The sequence below is a fragment of the Plantactinospora sonchi genome (assembly GCF_036422035.1).
Taxonomy (GTDB): Bacteria; Actinomycetota; Actinomycetes; order Mycobacteriales; family Micromonosporaceae; genus Plantactinospora; species Plantactinospora sonchi.
Map to the genome: position 1 here is coordinate 121,193 of NZ_JAZGQK010000017.1, position 21,156 is coordinate 142,348.

Below are 21,156 nucleotides of genomic sequence, written 5' to 3' on the forward strand. Positions count from 1 at the left end.
GCGCCCCCGCCTGGACAACTGAATCGCTCCCAGAAATCGCGCGCCGACACATTCGTGGCGGCGCGCAGTTTTGTCCCGGGCCAGGTCGGGGCCCCGCCAGCGGGGCGGGCCGCTCCGGGTGATCCGATACGCTGGTCGGCGCGCGCCGGGTCGTGGCCAGCCCCGACCCGGGTTACCCTGCGGGTTGACCAGGCTCCCACCGCGGGGAGCGAACCACGGCGGGAACGGACCACCGCGGGCCGACCATCCGGGTGCGGCACGGCGGACGAGGATAACGAGCGTGTATCTCAAGAGCCTGACGGTGAAGGGCTTCAAGTCCTTCGCCTCCAGCACGACGTTCCGCCTGGAGCCGGGGATCACCTGCGTGGTGGGGCCGAACGGTTCGGGCAAGTCGAACGTCGTGGACGCCATCGCCTGGGTGCTCGGCGAGCACAGCGCCAAGGCGCTGCGCGGCGGCAAGATGGAGGACGTGATCTTCGCCGGCACCGCCGGTCGCGCCCCGCTCGGCCGGGCCGAGGTCACGCTCACCATCGACAACACCGACGGCGCGCTGCCGATCGACTACACCGAGGTGTCGATCACCCGCCGGATGTTCCGCTCCGGCGAGAGCGAGTACGAGATAAACGGCGACTCCTGCCGACTCCTCGACATCCAGGAACTCCTCTCCGACTCCGGCATCGGGCGCGAGATGCACGTCATCGTCGGGCAGGGCCAGCTGGACGCCGTACTGCACGCCAAGCCGGAGGACCGGCGGGCGTTCATCGAGGAGGCGGCCGGCGTACTGAAGCATCGCAAGCGCAAGGAGAAGGCGCTGCGCAAGCTCGACGCGATGCAGGTCAACCTCAACCGGCTGACCGACCTGACCGCCGAGTTGCGCCGCCAGCTCAAGCCGCTGGGCAAGCAGGCCGAGGTGGCCCGGCGGGCCCAGGGCATCCAGGCCGACCTGCGCGACGCCCGGCTGCGGCTGCTCGCCGACGACCTGGCCACCCTCCGGACCACCCTGGACAAGGAGATCGCCGACGAGGCGGCGCTGCGGCAGCGGCGTGAGGAGGTCGAGCGGGAACACGGCGAGGTGCAGACCCGGCTCGCCGAGCTGGAGGCGGAACTCGCCGAGGACGCCCCGCTGCTCACCCGGGCCCAGGACACCTGGTACCAGCTCTCCGCGCTCATCGAACGGTTCCGCTCCACCGAACAGCTCGCCCGCGAACGGCTGCGACACCTCAGCGCCACCCCGGACGACGAGCGTCCCGGCCGCGACCCGGACCAGCTCGAGGCGGAGGCCGAGGGGGTACGCGAGCAGGAGGAGGAGCTGCGCGCCGCGCTCACCGAGGACCAGATCCGGCTGGCCGAGGCGGTGGAGAGCCGCCAGCAGCTCGAACGGCAGCTCGCCGAGGCGGAACGGGCTCTGGTCGCCGCCGCGAAGGCGATCGCCGACCGGCGGGAGGGGTTGGCCAAGCTGACCGGTCAGGTCAACTCGGCACGGGCGCGTACCGGGTCGGCCGCCGAGGAGATCGAGCGGCTCGCCGCCGCGCACGCCGACGCGCAGCTGCGGGCCGAGGCGACGCAGGCCGAACTCGACGCCGTCGCGGAGCAGTCCAGCGAGGCGGACCGGGACAACGCGGAACTGGACACCCGGCACGCCGAGGCGGTCGCCGCCCAGGAGGCGGCGTCGGCGACCGTGCGTACCCTCTCCGACGCGGAACGGGCGGCGGAGAAGGACGCGGCCACCTGGAAGGCCCGGGAGGAGGCTCTGGCCATGGGCCTGCGCCGCAAGGACGGTGCCGGCGCCCTGCTGGCCCGCGCCGACCAGGTCCCGGGACTGCTCGGCAGCCTGGCCGGGATGCTGACGGTCGCGCCCGGCCACGAGGCGGCGCTGGCCGCCGCGCTCGGCGGCCTCGCCGACGCGGTCGCGGTGGCCGGGGTCGACGAGGCGGCCGAGGCGATGCGCTGGCTGCGGATCTCCGACGCTGGCCGGGCCGAGTTCCTGGTCGGCGGTCAGGCCGGACCGGGCATGATCGGCAGCGCCGACGCGCTCCGCCCGGCGCTGCCGTCCGGCGCCCGCTGGGCGCCGGACCTGGTCGGCTGCCCCGACGAGGTGCGTCCGGCGGTGCACCGGGCGCTGCGTGACGTGGTGCTGGTCGACGACCTGGCGGCGGCGGCCCGGGCGGTGGCGACCAACCCCGAGCTGCGGGCGGTCACCCCGGACGGTGACGTGGTCGGCGGTTACGTCGCGGCCGGCGGCTCGGCGAAGGCACCCAGCTACCTGGAGGTGCAGGCCGCCGTCGAGGAGGCCCGGACGAACCGGGCCGCCGCCGAGCGGACCAGCGCCGAGCTGCGGGAACAGCTCGCCGCCGCCCGCGAGGAGGTGGCCGAACGGAAGGCGGAGGTCACCGCCGCCGCGGCGGTCAAGCGGGAGGCCGAGGGGCAGCGCAACGCCGCCGCCCGGCGGCTCGCCGAACTCGGCGCCGCGGCCCGGTCGGCGAAGGCCGAGATGGACCGGCTCGCCGAGTCCCGGGACCGCGCCGAGCAGGCCCGGGAACGTGACCTGACCGCCCTCGCCGACCTCGAGGAACGGTTGCGGCTGGCCGAGGCCACCCCGATCGACGCCGAACCCTCCACCGAGGAACGCGACGAGATCGCCGCGTACCTGCCGCAGGCCCGGCAGAACGAGATGGAGGTCCGGCTCGCGGTTCGTACCGCCGAGGAGCGGGTCGCCTCGATCGCCGGCCGGGCTGACTCGCTGGCCCGACAGGCCCGGGCCGAGCGGGCGGCCCGGGAACGGGCCGCCGCCCGGCGCGCCGCGCGGGCCCGGGGCGCGACCATCGCCCGGGCCGTCGAGATCGGCGCCCGGGAGGCGCTGACCCGGCTCGCGGTCTCGCTCGCCGCCGCCGAACAGCACCGGGACGAGGTGGCGAAGGCACGGTCCGCCCGCGAGGCCGAGCTGCAGGAGGTACGCGGCGCGGCCAAGCGGCTCGGCGCCGACCTCGAGCGGCTGACCAGCGCGGTGCACCGGGACGAGGTGGCCCGGGCCGAGCAGCGGCTGCGGATCGAGCAGTTGGAGGCGAAGGCGGCCGAGGACTTCGCGCTGGACGTGGAGACGCTGATCGCCGAGTACGGCCCGCGGCAGCCCGTCCCGCCGACCCAGGTCGAGGTCGCCGCCGCCGAACGGGAGGGGCGACCGGTGCCGGAGCCGGTGCCGTTCGAGCGGCCGGTGCAGGAGAAGCGGGCGGCGAAGGCGGAACGCGAACTGGCGCTGCTCGGCAAGGTGAACCCGCTGGCCCTGGAGGAGTTCGCCGCGCTGGAGGAACGCTACAAGTTCCTCTCCGAGCAGCTGGAGGACCTCAAGGCCACCCGACGCGACCTGCTCACCGTGGTCAAGGACGTCGACGACCGGATCCTGGAGGTCTTCGCCAGCGCCTACGCCGACACGGCGAAGGAGTTCGAGCAGGTCTTCACCGTGCTCTTCCCCGGCGGTGAGGGACGGCTGGTGCTGACCGACCCGGACGACCTGCTCACCACCGGGGTCGAGGTCGAGGCCCGCCCGCCGGGTAAGAAGATCAAGCGACTGTCGCTGCTCTCCGGCGGGGAGCGGTCGCTGACCGCGGTCGCCATGCTGGTCGCGATCTTCCGGGCCCGCCCCAGCCCGTTCTACATCATGGACGAGGTGGAGGCTGCGCTCGACGACGTCAACCTGGGCCGGCTGATCACCCTGATGGCACAGTTGCGGGCGAAGAGTCAGCTGATCATCATCACCCACCAGAAGCGGACGATGGAGGTGGCCGACGCCTTGTACGGCGTGACCATGCGCAACGGCGTCACCCAGGTGATCAGCCAACGGCTCGGCAACGAGGAGGACTGATGCGGCGGGAACGGCCGACGGCGCTGCTTGTCGACCTGGACGGCGTACTGCGGCGGTGGGATCCGGAGGTGGCCGCCGGGGCGGAACGCCGACACGGCCTGCCGTCCGGTGCACTGGTCGAGACCGCGTTCGACTGGCCACTGCTGCGGGCGGCGGTCACCGGGCAGCTCAGCCACGCCGAGTGGATGACCGCCGTGGTCGACCGGCTCACCGAACGGGCCGGCGGTCGGGACACCGCACAGGCGGCGGTCGACGAGTGGCAGGCGTACCGGGGCGAGGTGGATCCCGACGTACTGGAGCTGGTCCGGGCGGCCCGGACGGCCGGCGTACGGGTCGGACTGGCCACCAACGCCACCGACCTGCTCGACGCCGACCTCAAACTGCTCGGGCTGACCGAGGAGGTCGACGCGGTGGTCAACTCGTCGAAGCTCGGCGTGCACAAGCCGGCGAAGGAGTACTTCCCGCAGGCGTGTCTCGCGATCGGCGCCCCGCCGGCCCGGGTGCTCTTCGTCGACGACGACGACCGGTCGGTACGCGGGGCCCGGGCCGCCGGGCTGTCGGCGTACCGGTGGAACGGGCCGGACGACCTGCGCTACCTGCGGGCGGCGCTCGCGCTCTGACCGGTCGCCTGACAGCGGCGCGACGTGACGTCGGGCTGGGGGTTCGGGCCGCGGCCCTCGTCCGTTCCTCGACGGGACACGCATGTGGCGCCCCGACGGTATCGTGGTCGGCCGTGACCCCCGTCAGGCGTGTGGTGACCATCGTTGTCGTGGTGGCGGTGCTGGGTGTCGCCGCCGTGGTGGGTGGACTGCTGATCCGGCGGCAGGTGGTCTACGGAACGGTCCTTGACCGCTCGTCGGCGTCCTCCACCGTGGAAGTCGGCGACCGGTTCTCGTTGAAGGTGCCGGACCGTGGACCGTCGGTGGGGGACAGTTGGTCGGCCACGGTCGAGCCCGGCGACGTGGTGACGCTGGTCGGTGACGAGTTGATTCCGGACAGCCTCGGCGACCGGCTTTTCGGGTCGCTGAATGGGGGCGGGGCCGGCCAGCACTACTTCCGGTTCGACGCGGAACGGGCCGGACAGGTGACGATCACGCTGGCCAACTGCTTCCAGGGCTGCTGGGACGCGGACACCAGGGCGCTGTCGGAGACGCTCACCTGGACGGTGACGGTCTCCTGAGGCTCACCCCGGCCTGCCCGCTCCCGCCTGTCGGCGGGCGGCCAGCACCAGGGCGACGTTCTCCAGCCATCGGGCCACCGTCTCGTCGTGGGTCGGTTCGTGATCCTCGACCGGGGCCGCCGCAGTGAGCCAGATGGAGGCGAGCGCGGCCTGTTCCGGCGTCGGCAGTGGCTCCGGCAGCGTGACGGCGTAGCCGAGCCCACCCCGCCGGACCACCTCGGCCAGGAAGGTCAGCGATCGGGGACGGATGTCCAGCCGTTCGGCCACCAGTGCCGCCGCCACCGTCACCTCCCCGGCGGGCGCCCGTCCCGCCCGGAGCGCGACAGCCAGCTCCGCCGGTACGTCGATCGTCCGCAGTTCGTGGTCGGTCCTCGGGTCGGTCATCCCGCCCCCTCACTTCGGCAGTCGGACGCTGGTGAGCTCGTTCGGCACGTTCTTGTCGAACGAGTCGAGACGGCCGTTGACGAAGTCGTCCTCGTTGACCCAGACGGTGTAGCCCCACGGGTTGTAGACCTGCAACCGGTCACCCTCGTGGCCGATGATCAGCATCTGGTGTCCACCACTGTCGTCCCGGCTGGAGAACGGCACCGCGTGCCCCTCGTCCACCGCACGTTCGATTTCGGGAAGTACCGCGCGCCGCTCGTCCGCGCTGTCGACGCCCCGGTTCTCGTAGTCCGCGCCGGTGTGGGCGCCGATCTCCTCGTCGGCGATGGTGGCCGACTGGCGGTCGGTCATCCCACCTTTGTCAATCACCGGCAGCTCCTGATACCAGGGGCGTTCGTCGTCGTAGACCCGGGCCTGTTCGTCCCGGAGCCGCTGGGCGAAGGAGTCGCCGTTGTCGTACGCCGGGTCGCCCGGATGGCCGCCGGTGGTCAGTTGCAGTGCGTAGAGCGGGTCGACCTGGGCCCGGGCCGTGACGGTGGACGCCGCCACACAGGTCGGGTAGTTCCCCTGCGTCCACTTTGTGCCGTCGAACGTGGTGGCCTGCCGCTGTCCGGTTGGCGACTGCCCGCCCGCGTCGAGCGGGTTCAGATGTGCGGCGAGCCAGGCCGGGTCGTTGCCGTACGGGCCGATCAGCCGGTTGAACTCGGTGATCTTGTTGATGTCGTGCCCGGCAGCCAGCGCCCGCATCAGGTACGCCCGGTGTTCCGGGCTGTCCGCCCCGGCCAGCAGCTGTTTCATCCGGGCTTGGTCCGCCTCGCTCATCCCGCTCAGATGATCGGCCGCCCGGTCGGCCATCGAGGCGGAGAGGATCGCCGAGTCCATTCCGTCGCCGGTGCTGCCGGCGTCGGTGAGCAGCAGTTCGTCCAGGGCGGAGAGCGGCGAGTTGGCCAGCCGCTGCAACCGGGCCTGCGAGGCGAGGTCGTGGAAGGTGCTGCTGACCTCTCGGGACGTCTCGGCCAGCGTGCTGTGCGCGCCGACCCGGTCACCGATCCCGCCGATGCCGAGCTGGTGCGCCCGGTGCATCTTGTCGCCGTCGTAGTGCACCGGGTCGATGAACGGGCCGGCCGTGATCTCCTCGGTCAGCCCGTACGCCTCCTGCAGCGGCGGTATCCCGTCACCGTCGCGCTTCTGCGCGGCCTCCACCGCGTCGGCCAGCCCGCGCAGCTCCTTGGCGATCCGGCCGAGCACCCCGATGCCGCGCTCCAGCCCGCGTTCCACGGCAGCGAGTGCGTCAGCCGCCGCCACCTGGGTCTCGCCCGCCCAGACCGTAGGCAGCCGCTGTCGCCGGATCTCGCCGACCGCCATCAGAGCCGCGTCCACGCCCTTTTCGGCTCGGCTGTAGTCGCCGGCGAGCGACTCCAGACTGGACGGAAAGCCGCTCGGCCCCGGCACCTGGATCGCGTTGCGCAGCGAATAGTGCAGGGCGCCCGCGTTCCACATGCCGTTCTGGTCGGCGATGTCGCCCTGGAGCTGCTTCAACCGGGGCAGTGGGGTGTCGTCGCTCATGCCGGTGCTCCGTCCCGGGTCGCTTCGGTGGCGGGCAGTCCGGGCGGAGTGGCCGCCGCCCGCCGTCCCGTCATCGCGGGCCTCCGCCGAACCGGTCGGCGGCGTTCTGGTCGGACCGGTCGTAGTTGTCCGCCGCCTTCTCCATCGCGTCGGCGAGCTGTCGGAGGGCCTCGGCGAAGCCGCCCAGTTCGGCGCGCCAGGCCCGGGAGACGGCCTGGTAGCCGTCGAAACTGCCGTACTGGTCGAAGCCGAGCAGGCCGCCGCTGTCGGTGGCCTGGGTGGACCGGATCGCTTCGTCGACGCCGCCCGCCGCCTCGTCCCGTAGTCGCTTGGCTGCCGCGCGTAACGCGGCCGTGTCCACCCGGACCATCGGTCGCCTCCCCTCGTCCGCCCAGCACGATATCGCCCGGAGTCACTTCCTCGGGGCCCGCACAGGTTGGCGGGATGAGGCACTCAGTCGCCGGTGACGCCGTCGATGCGTTCCCGGATCAGGTCGGCGTGGCCGTTGTGCCGGGCGTACTCCTCGATCATGTGGACGTAGACCCAACGCAGGCTCATCTCGTCGCTGCTGCCGTCGCGTCGCTGGCGGAGGAAGGTCTCGTCGAGGTCGCGCCCGGACGCCGTACGCCGGCACGCCTCGACCTCGGCTTCGAACACCGCGAAGTCCGCCTCCGCGTCGGCCCCCGCCACGTCGTCGAGGTCGCCGTCCGGGTTGCTGTCGGTGCAGTAGAGGCCCTCCACCTGCTCGCCGGCGAAGCGGATCCGGAACCACCAGCGTTCCACGTTCGCCATGTGCCGGACGAGGCCGAGCAGGGTCAGGTTGGAAGGCTCGACGCTGGCGGTCTTCAACTGTTCGGCGGTCAGGCCGGCGCACTTGAGCAGCAGTGTCTGCCGGTGGAAGTCGAGCCAGCCGTCGAGCATGGTGCGCTCGTCGCCGACGTACGGTTCGTTGACGCGGGTGATGGTGGGTGCGGTCCAGGTCATCCGGCCATGATGGCGGTTGTCCGGGACAGGCCGCCACCGAACCTCGGCTGCCGACCTCCTGGCAGGTGGGTTACGGGCGGAGCAACCGGTTTGTGGTGGTCCACTGGGTGGGCCCCGCGGACGGGGGCGGTCCCGCACAGCGGGGGCCGGGGCCGTGCGGTGATCGTCTACCTCCCGAATCGAGTGGGACGCCTTGCTACCCACCCCGGGTCGAGTGGGACGGCCTCCTGGCCGGTGCCGAGGACGGCGGGTTCGACTTCTGACCCTGATCGACGTCCAGTCGGATACCCGACGGGATACGGCGCTCGCCAGTCCCGTCGGGTATCCCCGGGGTGCGGAATGCTAGGACGGCAATGCGCTGATCCACCGATCCCGGGAGGGGCTGGTCGGGGTGTCGCTGACGCTGCGCGCGATGGATGTCGCCGGACCGACCCGGTGGCGCTGGCTACTGGTCGACTCCGCCACCGGTCGGGCGCTCGCCGACCACCAGGTCAAACTTGATCCACAGTGCACGGAGTACGACGCCTTCACCGACCTGGCCGGTTACCTGCGCCGCAACCGGCTGCCGGACGACCGGATCGGCAGCGAGACGGCGATCGTCTCCCGGATCGGCCGATGGATCGGCGAGCAGGTGATCGGCGCCGGACTCGGGCGACTGCTGACCGGAACGGTCCGGGTCGTGGTGCCGCCCGAGGCGGACTTCCTGCTGACCCGACCGCTGGAACTGGCCGAGGTGCAGAGCCGTCCACTGGCCCGGCGCGGCGTCAGCCTGGTCTTCGAACTGCCCGGCGGCGAGGCCACGGCGCCGACGGGCAAGCAGCCGGTCGGGGAGTCACTGCGGATCCTCGCGCTCTTCTCACTGCCGAGCCGGTCCTCGGTACTCGCCCTGCGCCGCGAACGCTACGAACTCGCGCGTACCGTCCGGGAGATCGCCAGCAGTTCCCGCAAGGCGATCGAACTGCGGGTGCTCCAGTACGGCGTCACCCGGGAACGGCTCGCCAAGACCGTGGAGGACTATCCGGGCTGGGACATCCTGCACGTCTCCGGACACGGCGCGCTCGGCACACTCGCGCTGGAGAAGGCGGACGGCACCCCGGACGAGATCAGCACCGCCGAGCTGGTGGAACTGCTCCGGCCGGCCCGGGAACGGTTGAAGCTGGCCGTACTCTCGGCGTGCAGTTCGGGGGCGGACGTGGCGGCGAGCACGCTGCGCGTACTTAACCTCGACGACGCCGCCGACCAGGTGGAGGAGGCGGGGGAGGCCGCCGGGAACGGGCGGGAGCAGACCGTGGCGGTCGGGCTGGCCCGAGGACTGGTCGAGCAACTCGGCGCCGCGGTGCTGGCGATGCGCTACCCGGTCGCCGACACGTTCGCGGTGGAGTTGACCCGGGAGCTGTACCCCCGGCTGCTCGACGCCGGGCAACCGGTGGACCGGGCGACGGCGATCGCGATACCGAAGGCCGCCGGAGAAACCCCTTCCGTCGTACGCCCGCCGCTCTCGATCGGTATTCCGGCCCTGTTCGGTGCCACGGCGGCCGGCCTGCGGGTGGCACCGCCGTCCGGCGAGGTGACGCTCGACCCGTACGCCGAACGGATGGCGGGGTTCCCGGACGAGCCGGAACGGTTCGTCGGTCGTACGCCCGCGCTGATCGCGGCCAGCGGTGCGCTTGCTCCGCGCAGCGGCCGTACCGCTGTGCTCTTCCTCGGCATGGCCGGGGCCGGCAAGACCTCGTGTGCGCTGGAGTTGGCCTACCAGCACCGGGACCGGTTCCAGCGGCTGGCCTGGTGGCAGGCACCCAGCCAGCCGGACGAGTTCAGCCAGGCGCTGAGCAGTCTCGCGTACGCCGTCGAGAGCCAGTTGGGCATCCCGATGGTGCACGCGGTCGGCAGCGAGACCGAGCTGCGCAGGTATCTGCCCGGGCTGCGGACGCTGCTGCGGGACAACGCCCTGCTGCTGGTGCTGGACAACCTGGAGACCCTGCTCTCCGAGGCCAGGACCTGGCGGGACCCGAACTGGGCACTGCTGGTCGAGACGTTGCTCGGGCACGGCGGGTTGTCCCGGGTGGTGCTCACCAGTCGGGTCGTGCCGGCCGGCCTCGATGGTGCCGATCGCCTGCTGACCCTGCCGACCCACGCGCTCACCCTGGCCGAGTCGGTGTTGCTGGCCCGGGAGTTGCCACACCTCGGCCAACTGCTGCACGAGGAGCCGGTTCCGGACCGGTCGGCCGCCGAGGTGGCGGCGGACCGGGACCTGGCCCGCCGGGTGCTCGATGTGATGCAGGGACACCCGAAGCTGCTCGAACTCGCCGACGCGGCGGCAGCCGACCCGGCGGACCTGGAGGCGCGGCTCGCCGCCACCGAGGCCGCCGGCCGGGACACCCCGACGTCCGCCTTCTTCAGCACCGGCACCAGCGCCCTGGACGGCGCGGAGTACGTGGACCTGCTCGGCGCCTGGACCCGGTCCGTGCTCGCCGACCTGCCGGCACCGGCCCGTACATTGGCGGAACTGCTGGCCCTGATGGAGGACGACGATCGCTGGTCGCACGTCGTCCAGTCGGTCTGGTCGAGCCTCTGGGAGTGGCGCCACGGCGGCGAGGCGGAATCCCTCGACGAGGCGGTGGAGCCGCTGACGGAAGCCGCCATCGTGTCGGCGGAACCCGGCGACCCGGAACGGACGGGCAGTCCGGAGCAGCCGGTCAGATTTCGGCTGCATCCCGGGGTGGCCGAGGCAATCCGCGCCGGCACCAACGGGGAGCTGCGGGTGACCGTGGACGACCTGCTTGCCGATCACTGGAGCGGTTTTTGGCGGCACGCCATCAGGCGGGAGGGCCGAGGTGAGCCGGCCACCTTCCTCGTGGTGTGGGCCGGGCTTGCCGCCGCGCCTTATCTGCTGCGGCTGGGGCGCTGGTCGGATGCTGGACGGATGGTCGAGCATGCCGGCGCGCGGGACAAGTCGCCGGCCACCACCCGACGACTTCTCGGCTATCTGCAGGAAATCTTGGAGGGGGAGACCGATCCTGCGCGGAGGCTGGTGAACGAGGGGATATATGGCAACATGCTGGCTTTGGTCGATCCTCCGGCCGCGCGGGTCCGGCTCCGCAACGTGGTAGATGCGGCCCGAGCTGCCGGAGACACCGCGACAGCCGCGACGTCTGCCAGTGACCTGGCCAACCTGCTGCGAAACACCGGTGATCTCCCCGAGGCCCTGACCGTGGTTGCCGAAGCGGCGGAGCTGACCCGGAGTGCCGGGCTCGGGCCCTGGACGCAGGTAGCCCGGGAGGGACAGCGACTACAACTGCTCGGCTTGTCGGGCCGCTATCAGGAGGTGCTCGAGCAGGCCGAGGTTCTACTCGCCCGGCTCGACACCCTGCCCGCCGAACCGGACCAGACCGAGCGGGTCATCCCGTACAACGTCAGGGAGGCGACTCTGGCCGTCGCGTTCCGGGCCGCCTGTGAACTGGCGGAGTGGGAACGGGCGCTGCATCTCCTCGAGCGACAGGTGAAGAGCATGCAGGCCCGAGGTGCGGACCCGCATCACCTGGCCCGGATGGCCTTCAACAGATATCTTCCCCTGTTACGGCTCGGCCGGTTGGCCGAGGCCGAGCAGTTGTTGCTGCGCTGCAGTGCCGTGTTCGAGGCGACCGATGACATCTACGAGCTGGGCAAGGTGGCGTCAGCCCGGGCTGACCTCGAGGACAAACGTGGTCGTCATGGCGAAGCGGTGGCGAACGCTCAGGCCGCGCTTCGCCTGCTCTACCGGCGTTCGGAGCCGGAACACCTGGCGGTCAGCCACTACAACCTGGCCAACTATCTCAGCCGAGCGGCCGGACAGTCACCGGCCGACGTGGTGGCGCATCGGTTCGCCGCTGCGCTGTTTGAGAGGGCCAGCGGTCGGTCCGCCGCCTATCAGGACAGCGTCGAGTGGCTTGCCCGGGAGCTTGTCGAGTATGGCGAGGTGACGCTGCCGGGGGATCTGACGGAGTTGACCGAACGGGTGGAAGGCGTTCCCGGGGTCCGGTTCGGTGAGGTGATCGCCGCACTCGTACCCGAGCCGGAGCGGCGGAACGGGCTGTTCGTCGAGGTGGTCGGGGCTGTCCGTCGGCAACCGGTCGAAGATCCGATCGCACTGCTGCTGGCACGCTGGGCGCCGACGATCTCGGTCGTGGTGGCGGCGGCACGGGGTGATGAGGCGGCTGACGCGGAACTCCGTCCCTTCCTCGACAACCTGGCCGGTACACAGGACTGGCTGGCGCTGGCTGCCGTCGTACGCCGGATCGTCGCGGGGGAGCGCGACGAGGGTCCGCTGCTGGACGGCCTGGACCAGATCGACAGCGCGATCGTCCGGGCGATCCTGACCGCACTGGACGAAGGCTCACCCGAGGAGTCAGCCCTGCCGGACGGCGGTTCGACCCAGGCGGCCGGGCCGGACGGAGGCCCAGCCGGGACGTCAGGCTGACGGCGGGGCGGTGACGACCTTGCGGAGGCTGCGCAGGCAGAGGTCGAGGGCGCGGTGCTTGGAGACGCCGCTCTCCCGGGTGTGTTGCCAGGCGGCGTAGAGCAGCGCCCAGAGGGCCTGCAGCACCCACTGCTGGTCGAGAGCGGGGTCGAGGGTGCCCTCGGCGTGGCCGCGTTCGACGAGGCGGAACAGTGCCTTGTCGGACTCGCTGCACTCCTCCCAGGCATTGGTGTTCACCAGTTCCGGCTGGCTGAAGACGCACATCAGGACGTCGCCGAGCTCGAAGTACTCCTGGCAGATCCGGTCCAGGGCGTCCGGGGCGGGACCGTCGTCGGGCCGGGCCCGGACGGTGGCGGCGTCGATCCGGGCGAGTACGTCCTCACCGAGCGCGGTGAGCAGGTCGGCCCGTTCGGCGAAGTACCGGTGCAGGGTGGTCCGGCCGACCCCGGCCGCGTCCGCCACGTCGCCGAGGGAGGCGGCCGGGTTCTGGGAGAGCACCGTGACGGCGGCGTCGAGGATCGCCCGTCGGGTACGGGCGCGGGCCCGGCTCTCGACGTCGGCACCCACACGGTCGGCCATGACGGCGAGTCTAGACAGCAGGCATTCCTTATGGAATATCGATTGCCTCTAGTGGAACAGGTGTGCTCCACTAATGGACATGGCTGTAGCGGAAGAGACCGGCAATGATCAACTTTCCTGGGCGCGGCTCAGAATCCTCTGGTCGTTCGCCCGACCACACACCGGCAAGCTGGTGCTGGGCCTGACCCTGGCCCTGATCGGTTCGGCGATGGGCCTGGCCTCGCCGATGGTCACCAAGTGGGTGCTCGACTCGCTCAACGGTTCAGGATCGCTGCACGGGCCGGTCACCGCGCTGGCCGTACTGCTGGTCGTCGGCAGTGTGATCTGGCTGTGGCAGTGGATCCTGCTCGGCACCCTCGGCGAGCGGATCGTGCTCGACGCCCGGGAGTCGATCGTCCGACGGCTGTTCCGGGCCACCGTGCCGGAGGTGACCCGCCGGCCGACCGGCGAACTCGTCGCCCGGGTCACCTCGGACACCGTACTGCTGCACCAGGCCACCTCGGCGAGCATCATCGGCCTGATCAACGGCACGGTGATGATGATCGGCACGCTGGTCCTGATGGCGGTGCTCGACCTGGTGCTGCTGGCCACCACCGTCGGCGCGGTCGTCGTGGTCGCCGTGCTGTTCGGCGTACTGATGCCGGCGATCGCCAAGGCGCAGGAACGGGCCCAGGAACACCTCGGCCGGCTCGGCGGGGTGCTGGAGGGCGGGCTGCGGGCGATCCGCACGGTGAAGGTGAGCCGCGCCGAGCACCGGCAGTCCGAGCGGATCCTGACCGAGGCGCGGCAGGTGGCGACGTTCAGCGTCCGGTCCGCCCGGCGCGAGGCGCTGGCCTGGACCATCGTCTGGTCCGGCATCAACCTCGCCATCATCCTGATCCTCGGTATCGGTGCCTGGCGGGTCAACGCCGGCCACCTGGAGGTCTCCAGCCTTATCGCCTTCCTGCTCTACGCGTTCGGCCTGATGGGCCCGATCACCGAGGTCAGCCAGAACGTCACCGCCCTGCAGTCGGGAATCGCGGCGGCCGCCCGGATCCGCCAGGTGGATGCGATCGAGATGGAGGAGCCGGAGGCGGACATCCCGTGGACGTTGCCGGCCACCGGTGCGCCGAGGACGGACGACGGGCCGCTGCTCGAACTGCGCGGGGTCTCCGCCGCGTACGGCCCGGACACCGCACCGGCCGTGCGGGACATCAACCTGACCATCCCGAGACGCGGCCACACCGCGATCGTCGGGCCCTCGGGGGCCGGCAAGACCACCCTGTTCTCGCTGATCCTGCGCTTCCTCGAACCGCAGCAGGGGGAACTGCTCCTCGACGGCCGCCCGTACCGGGAGCACCGGTACGCCGAGGTCCGGCAGCGCCTGGCGTACGTCGAACAGGAGAGCCCGGTCGTGCCCGGCACCATCCGGGAGAACCTGCTCTTCACCCACCCCGACGCCAGCGAGGAGGAGTTGCGGGCGGTGCTGGCGCAGGTCCGGCTCACCGAAAAGATCAACGCGTTGCCCGAGGGGCTGGACACCCCGCTGACCTCGTCCTCGGTCTCCGGCGGCGAGCGGCAGCGGATCGCGGTGGCCCGGGCCATCCTGCGTACCCCGGACCTGCTGCTGCTCGACGAGGCGACGGCACAGATCGACGCGCTCACCGAGGTCGCGATCCACGACGCCGTCCAGGCCCGGGCCGCCGAGGCGGCGGTGGTCACCGTCGCGCACCGGCTCTCCACGGTGATCGACGCGGACACCATCGTGGTGATGGAGGCCGGTCGGATCCGGGCCCGGGGCAGCCACGCCGAGCTGCTCGCCGGCGACGAGCTCTACCGGCGGCTCGTCGAGGCGCTGCGGATCGCCGCCGAGTCCGGCCCCACCGTCGGAAGTCCCGAGCCGGTGGCGGCGGGCGCGGTCAGCGGGTGAGGGTACGCCGGGCGACGGTGTGCAGGGTGCCGTCCGACCGGGTCCCCTCGATGGTCACCTCCGCAGTCCGGTTCTCGTGACACAGGGTGCTCACCGCGTTGCCGAAGTACGGCCCGTCGAGCTTGCGCCACCGCACCGGCGGACGACGTACGCCGGCGGTGCGGGCCAGTGCCCGGGCCGCCACCGACGGACCCCGCCACCAGCCGATCCGCAGCAGGGGACGCATCGGTGCCGGTATCTGGTTGTGGATCGGTGAACAGGTCAACTGGTGCACCGGGGTGGCCAGTCCGCCGGGGAACCGGGCCCGGGCGACGTACGAGTGGTGCACGTCCCCGGAGAGCACGCTGATCGAGGCCGGCGGCGGGTACGCCGGACCGGTGCCGACCCGGTCGCCGGGTCGGCCCGGTTCGCCTGCCCCGAGCCGGGCGAAGACCATGGCGAGCGCGTCGAAGGAGCGGCGGAACGCGGCCCAGTGCTCCAGGTCGAGCGCCCGACGCAGTCGTTCCGACAGGGCGGCGACCCGGGGCCGGGTCGAGTCGGCGAGCCGCTCGTTCCACGACTCCAGGTGGTGGATGCCGGGCGGGAGCAGCCAGGGCAGCGACGAGCCGATCACCAGGTGGTCGTACTCGCCCTGCACCTGGTTGGTGAACCAGGCCCACTCGGCGGGCGGCAGCATCGCGCGGTGTACCCGGTCCAGCACCCGGCTGCCCCGGTTGTCCAGCACCACCAGCCGGGTCCGGCCGACGTCCAGCGAGTAGCTCCACTGGTAGCGCCCGGCCTGCGCGGCGTCGTCCGGCGGCTCGCCCCGGCCGAGCGCGGCGTCGTAGCCGACGGCCTCGGCGTCGACCTGTTCGCCGAAGGCGCGCAGCACCTCGGTGGCGTCCCCGGCCGCGACCACCTTGGCGTAGACCGGGTCGGTGGTGATCTCCTCCGGCTCCAGGTTGCCGAGGTGCTGGTAGACCCAGTACGACGCCAGCCCACTGGCGATCCGCTCCGACCACCAGGGCTGGCGGTGCACCTCGACCCGCCACGGCGCGGAGGTGTTCCAGTCGTCGATGATCTCGTGATCGTCGAAGATCATCACGCTCGGCACCGTGGAGAGCAGCCACCGGATCTCCGGGTCCCGCCACGACTCCAGGTACAGCTTCGTGTACTCGTCGAAGCTGACCACCTGGTCGGCCGGGGCGTCCGCGCTCCGGTTGCGCCGCCGCCGCAGCAGCTTGCGGACCGTCGGCGAGGTCTGGTCCGCGTACACCTGGTCGCCGAGCAGCACCAGCAGGTCGGGCCAGTCGCCCGGGTCGGGCGCGGCCATCATCCGCCGGGCGTACGCGTCGAGCGCGTCCGGCGGCAGGCGGCGCGCGGTGGCATGCTGGGTGGTCTCCCGGCAGGAACCGAAGACCAGCCGCACCGACGGGTCGTCCTCGCCACGGGTACGGATCACGCTCGGCGGAAAGTGTGACTCCGGCTCCGGCCAGACCTGCTCCTCGTCGAGGAAGACCTGGTACGTCGCGGTCGTGCCGGGTCGCAGCCCCTCCACCACCACCATCGCGTAGTGGTGGTCGAAGGCCGAGAAGGTGGTCGCCTCACCGGTTGCCCCGTCCGGCGTGCTGACCCGGACCACGGTCGGTGCGCTCGTCTCCACCCAGACGGTGGCCCGGGTGCCGACCACCCGGCGCAGCACCGGGCCGATCAACAACCGAGGGGCGGGCCGGGGGCTGGACATCAACGACCTCCGAGCGGATGAGGGGTGGTGGACGCATCCTCCTACCCGGTCCGGTTGGGCGCTACCGGTGTTCGTCTGGTGATCCTCATCGCCACCGGCGTTTCCGGCCCGGGTCGCCCGGCGGGTCGGCACCGGTGCTTCCGGCCGGGGCGCCACCACGGCATCCCCGGTCAGCCTACCGGCGGCGGATCGGCCCCGGACGGGTGCGGCGACCGCGCCCGGACGCTCGGTGCCGGACCGGATCTGACAGGATCGGCCGTATGGACAACCTCCTCGTCATGTCGATCGTGATCGCCGTACTGGTGATCCTCGCGGTGGGCCTGACGGTCGGCGCGGTGGTGACCCGGCGTGGCCGCCGGGCGGCTCCGCCGCTGCCGCCGATCCCGCCGGCGCCGCCGGTGCCGCCCGTACCGCCGAGCGAGACGGCGGCGCCGCCGGCCGAGGCGCACGCGCCCCCGGTCGAGGCACCCCCGGTCCCGCCGGTCGAGGTGCTGCCGGCCCCGCCGGTGCGCGAGCGCCCGGAACCGACCGCGGGGCGGATGATCCGGTTGCGGGCCCGGTTGTCCCGTTCGCAGAACGTCTTCGGCAAGGGCCTGCTGAGCCTGCTCGCCCGGGACCACCTCGACGAGGAGGTCTGGGAGGAGATCGAGGACAGCCTGATCGGCGCCGACGTCGGGGTGGAGGCGACCCGGGAGATCGTGGACCGGCTGCGGGAGCGGGTCGCGGTGCTCGGCACCCGGACCGCCACCGAGCTCCGTACCCTGCTCGCCGACGAGCTGGTCACCGTGCTCGACCCGAACCTGGACCGGAGCCTGCGGTCGACCCGGGACGGCGGCACCCCGGCGGTGCTGCTGGTCGTCGGGGTGAACGGCGCCGGCAAGACCACCACCTGCGGCAAGGTCGCCCGGGTGCTGATCGCGGACGGCCGTACCGTGCTGCTGGGCGCCGCCGACACGTTCCGGGCCGCCGCCGCCGAGCAGCTCACCACCTGGGCGGGTCGGGTCGGTGCCGAGGTGGTCCGGGGCCCGGAGGGGGCCGACCCGGCGAGTGTCGCCTTCGACGCGGTCCAGCGCGGCATCGAGGCGTCGGTGGACACCGTGCTGATCGACACCGCCGGCCGACTGCAGAACAAGGTCGGCCTGATGGACGAGCTGGGCAAGATCAAGCGCGTGGTCTCCCGGCACGGGCCGGTGGACGAGACGCTGCTGGTGCTGGACGCCACCACCGGGCAGAACGGCCTTGAGCAGGCCCGGGTCTTCACCGAGGTGGTGGACGTCACCGGCGTGGTGCTGACCAAGCTCGACGGCACCGCCAAGGGCGGCATCGTGATCGCCGTGCAGCGCAAGCTCGGCATTCCGGTCAAGCTGGTCGGCCTCGGCGAGGGTCCGGACGATCTCGCCCCCTTCGATCCGACGCAGTTCGTCGACGCGCTCCTCGGCACCGAGCCGCTTGGCGTCGACGCGTAGTCTCGGGGGACTCTGCTTGGCACGCTCCGCCTCCGGGCCGGATCGTGGACAGTGAAGGTCCCGTCCGTCCCGGGCGGGGCCATGGTCAGTGCACTTGCCGTGCCTCGCCGCAGGCGGGACCGTGGTGGGTGGGAACCAGCGCCGCTCCTCGGGAGAGACGTACGTGACTTCGCAGGAGATCCCGCTGCACGGCGGGAACGTCAGCACTGTCGTGCGGGTGGGCGACACGGTCCGGCGTAACGCCGGGCCCTGGACGCCCTCGGTGCACGCCCTGCTGCGCCACCTCGAATACGTCGGCTTCACCGGGTCGCCGCGCGCCCTGGGGATGGACTCCCGCAACCGCGAGGTGCTGTCGTACCTGGAGGGCGAGTGCGGCGAGTACCCGCTCGCCCCGCACTGGGTCACCGACGAGGCGCTGGTGACGGTCGCCACCATGCTGCGGATGTTCCACGACGCCCAGTACGGCTTCCAGCCGCCGCCGAGCGCGGTGTGGCGCTCGTTCGGCCCGCCACCCCCGGACACCGAGGTGATCTGTCACCACGACGCGGCGCCGCACAACGTGATCTGGCGTCCGGACGGCACCCTGGCTCTGATCGACTTCGACCTGGCCTCGCCCGGCGCCCGGATCTACGACGTGGCGTACGCGGCCTGGACCTGGGTGCCGCTCTTCTCCGACCGGGACTCCTACACGCTCGGCTGGAAACGGCCGAACCGGCCGCGCCGGCTGCGCCTGTTCGCCGACGCGTACGGGCTGATCCCCCGGGACCGGCACCGGCTGGTCCGGACCATCCGGAAGCGGATCGTCGACCACGTGGAGGGGATCCGCCGGATGGCGGCGGCCGGTGACCCGGCGTTCGTCCGGATCGTGCACAAGGGGCATCTGCGCCGGCCGATGCGGGATCTCCGGCTGCTCGACTACGAACGTCACACCCTGGAGTACGCGCTCCGCTGATCCGCGTCGCTGTCCGTACATGAGTGGTGGGCTATTCGGCTGGTATGCCCCTGTCCGTTCCATCGATAGTGCGGGATTCTTCACACGTTGGAAACAACCCGTCACTCGGAAGAAACCGAGTGGGCACCACGTGTGAAACAGCCAGCCACGAAGCTTCCGCCCAACCGGCGTACGGGCGATGCTGCCTCGGTGGGCCGGGAAGGAGGGTAACCAACCTTAGGAGGCCAGCGTGCCTGAAGCACCGACCATCGACTCCGGCAACACGGTATGGCTGCTGGTGTCGACGGCTCTCGTGTTGCTCATGACGCCCGGTCTGGCGCTGTTCTACGGCGGCCTGAACCGGTCCAAGGGCGTGCTCAACATGATGATGATGAGCTTCTCCGCGATCGGGCTCATCTCTGTTCTGTGGTGGTTCTACGGTTTCAGCGTCGCGTTCGGTTCGGACGTGAACGGTTTCTGGGGCAACATCTCGCAGTACCTCGGCACCAAGACCTTCCTGGCCGAGACGGACCTCTGGGGCGCGACCGCGGAGAACCCGAGCGGGATCGGTGTCCCGCTCTACGTGTTCATGGCGTTCCAGATGGTCTTCGCGGTGATCACCGTCGCGCTGATCAGCGGCGCCATCTCCGACCGCGCCAAGTTCGCCGGTTGGCTGCTCTTCGCCTTCGGCTGGGCGACCCTGGTCTACTTCCCGGTCGCGCACATGGTCTGGGGCGGCGGACTGATCGGCGGCGGTGACGGCAACATCAAGGCGCTGGACTTCGCCGGTGGTACCGCCGTGCACATCAACGCGGGTGCCGCCGCGCTCGGCGTGGTGCTGGTCCTCGGCAAGCGGCTGGGTTGGCCCCGGGAGGTCATGAAGCCGCACAACATCCCGCTGGTCGCGCTCGGCGCCGGCCTGCTGTGGTTCGGCTGGTTCGGCTTCAACGCCGGATCGGAACTCACCGTCGACTCGGTCGCCGGCCTGGCGTTCATCAACACCCAGCTCGCCACCGCCGCCGCGGTGCTCGGCTGGATCTTCCTCGAATGGATCAAGGGCGGCCGGCCGACCCTGGTCGGTGCCTCCTCCGGTGCCGTCGCCGGCCTGGTCGCGATCACCCCGGCCTGTGGCTTCATCGCCCCCTGGGCGGCGGTGCTGCTCGGCCTGATCGCCGGCGCGGTCTGCGCGCTCGCGGTCAGCCTGAAGTACAAGCTCGGCTACGACGACTCGCTCGACGTGGTCGGCGTGCACTTCGTCGGCGGCTGGATCGGCTCGCTCTGGCTCGGCCTCTTCGCCACCAACAGCGTGAACAGCGCGATCGGTGACGTGATCGGTGCCTCGGACGGGCTCTTCTACGGCGGCGGCGCCACCCAGCTCGGCCGGCAGGCCCTGGCGGGTCTGATCGTCACCGTCTGGTCCTTCGCCGTCGCCTGGGTGCTGGCCTTCGTCATCGAGAAGACCATCGGGTTCCGGGTGTCGAAGGAGGCCGAGGTTGACAGCATCGACCTCGCGGAACACGCCGAGAGCGGCTACGACCTCTCCACGGCCTCCGGCAGCGGCGGCGGCGGAGCCTTCGCCCTCGCCGGAATCGGTACCCCGAACAGCAGCGCGCCGGCCGAGGAGCCGGCCGCTCCGGTCAGCGAGAAGGTCGCCGGTTAAGTTTCTCCGATGGAGGGGTTGGACATGAAGCTGGTGACTGCGGTCATCAAGCCGTACCAGTTGGACGCGGTGAAGGAGGCCCTGCACGCCCTCGGCGTGGCCGGCCTCACCGTCAGCGAGGTCCAGGGGTACGGACGGCAGAAGGGCCACACCGAGGTGTACCGGGGTGCCGAGTACACCGTGGAGTTCCTGCCGAAGATCCGGGTCGAGGTGCTGACCGACGAGATCGACGTCGACAAGGTGGTCGACGCGGTCGTGACCGCCGCCCGCACCGGCAAGATCGGTGACGGGAAGGTGTGGGTGACCGCCGTCGAGGACGTCATCCGGGTCCGTACCGGTGAACGCGGCCTCGACGCGCTCTAGGGAATCAACTTGATGAGCAGGGGACCCGCGCCGGTGGCCACCGGTCACGTCGACCCCCGGCCTCCGCTCATCGCCGGCATCGGCGCCGGCGCCCCC

At 71.5% G+C, this 21,156-nt stretch carries 15 protein-coding genes; 9 read left to right on the plus strand and 6 right to left on the minus strand.

Annotated features, from left to right (window positions below; genetic code table 11):
- Positions 1-280: 280 nt before the first annotated feature.
- The 3 genes from smc to V1633_RS20720 all read left to right on the plus strand — a co-directional run bounded on the left by smc (position 281) and on the right by V1633_RS20720 (position 5,039).
- Complete coding sequence (gene smc / locus V1633_RS20710; protein WP_331216021.1) at positions 281-3,859, plus strand: chromosome segregation protein SMC; 3,579 nt, start codon at positions 281-283, stop codon at positions 3,857-3,859.
- Complete coding sequence (locus tag V1633_RS20715; protein ID WP_331216022.1) at positions 3,859-4,479, plus strand: HAD-IA family hydrolase; 621 nt, start codon at positions 3,859-3,861, stop codon at positions 4,477-4,479. The genes smc and V1633_RS20715 overlap by 1 nt, the downstream gene beginning before the upstream one ends.
- A gap of 113 nt (positions 4,480-4,592) precedes the next feature.
- Positions 4,593-5,039, plus strand: coding sequence for a protease inhibitor I42 family protein (locus V1633_RS20720; protein ID WP_331216023.1), 447 nt, complete (start codon positions 4,593-4,595; stop codon positions 5,037-5,039).
- 3 nt (positions 5,040-5,042) lie between these two features.
- Here the strand turns inward: V1633_RS20720 and V1633_RS20725 are convergent, their stop codons facing one another.
- From V1633_RS20725 to V1633_RS20740, 4 genes are all read right to left on the minus strand, one after another.
- On the minus strand, positions 5,043-5,423 hold the full coding sequence (locus V1633_RS20725; RefSeq protein ID WP_331216024.1) for a hypothetical protein: 381 nt from the start codon (positions 5,421-5,423) through the stop codon (positions 5,043-5,045).
- A 9-nt stretch (positions 5,424-5,432) separates the two neighbouring features.
- Positions 5,433-6,989: a hypothetical protein gene (locus V1633_RS20730; RefSeq protein ID WP_331216025.1), complete on the minus strand. Its 1,557-nt coding sequence runs from the start codon at positions 6,987-6,989 to the stop codon at positions 5,433-5,435.
- Positions 6,990-7,059: 70 nt separating this feature from the next.
- Positions 7,060-7,359, minus strand: coding sequence for a WXG100 family type VII secretion target (locus tag V1633_RS20735; protein ID WP_331216026.1), 300 nt, complete (start codon positions 7,357-7,359; stop codon positions 7,060-7,062).
- A gap of 83 nt (positions 7,360-7,442) precedes the next feature.
- Positions 7,443-7,973, minus strand: coding sequence for a DinB family protein (locus tag V1633_RS20740; protein WP_331216027.1), 531 nt, complete (start codon positions 7,971-7,973; stop codon positions 7,443-7,445).
- Between the two features lie 412 nt (positions 7,974-8,385).
- Here V1633_RS20740 and V1633_RS20745 point away from each other — a divergent pair, with 412 nt between their 5' ends.
- Positions 8,386-12,429 carry a CHAT domain-containing protein gene (locus tag V1633_RS20745; protein WP_331216028.1) on the plus strand — a complete coding sequence of 1,348 codons (4,044 nt, stop codon included), beginning with the start codon at positions 8,386-8,388 and terminating at the stop codon, positions 12,427-12,429.
- Here V1633_RS20745 and V1633_RS20750 read toward each other — a convergent pair.
- A complete protein-coding gene (locus tag V1633_RS20750) occupies positions 12,421-13,008 on the minus strand; it encodes a TetR/AcrR family transcriptional regulator (protein ID WP_331216029.1) in 588 nt (195 codons plus the stop codon). The genes V1633_RS20745 and V1633_RS20750 overlap by 9 nt on opposite strands.
- 79 nt (positions 13,009-13,087) lie before the next feature.
- Here V1633_RS20750 and V1633_RS20755 point away from each other — a divergent pair, with 79 nt between their 5' ends.
- On the plus strand, positions 13,088-14,917 hold the full coding sequence (locus tag V1633_RS20755) for an ABC transporter ATP-binding protein (protein ID WP_331216030.1): 1,830 nt from the start codon (positions 13,088-13,090) through the stop codon (positions 14,915-14,917).
- On the opposite strand, the gene V1633_RS20760 is transcribed toward V1633_RS20755, so the two are convergent.
- On the minus strand, positions 14,907-16,640 hold the full coding sequence (locus V1633_RS20760; protein ID WP_331216031.1) for an alkaline phosphatase D family protein: 1,734 nt from the start codon (positions 16,638-16,640) through the stop codon (positions 14,907-14,909). The genes V1633_RS20755 and V1633_RS20760 overlap by 11 nt on opposite strands.
- A 260-nt stretch (positions 16,641-16,900) precedes the next feature.
- Here V1633_RS20760 and ftsY point away from each other — a divergent pair, with 260 nt between their 5' ends.
- The 4 genes from ftsY (at position 16,901) to V1633_RS20780 (ending at position 21,060) form a co-directional block, all read left to right on the plus strand.
- Positions 16,901-18,106, plus strand: a complete 1,206-nt coding sequence (gene ftsY / locus V1633_RS20765) for a signal recognition particle-docking protein FtsY (RefSeq protein WP_331216032.1) — start codon at positions 16,901-16,903, stop codon at positions 18,104-18,106.
- A gap of 121 nt (positions 18,107-18,227) precedes the next feature.
- Complete coding sequence (locus V1633_RS20770) at positions 18,228-19,058, plus strand: aminoglycoside phosphotransferase family protein (protein WP_331216033.1); 831 nt, start codon at positions 18,228-18,230, stop codon at positions 19,056-19,058.
- A gap of 229 nt (positions 19,059-19,287) precedes the next feature.
- On the plus strand, positions 19,288-20,697 hold the full coding sequence (locus tag V1633_RS20775; protein ID WP_331216034.1) for an ammonium transporter: 1,410 nt from the start codon (positions 19,288-19,290) through the stop codon (positions 20,695-20,697).
- Positions 20,698-20,721: 24 nt separating this feature from the next.
- Positions 20,722-21,060, plus strand: a complete 339-nt coding sequence (locus tag V1633_RS20780) for a P-II family nitrogen regulator (protein WP_331216035.1) — start codon at positions 20,722-20,724, stop codon at positions 21,058-21,060.
- Positions 21,061-21,156 lie beyond the last annotated feature (96 nt).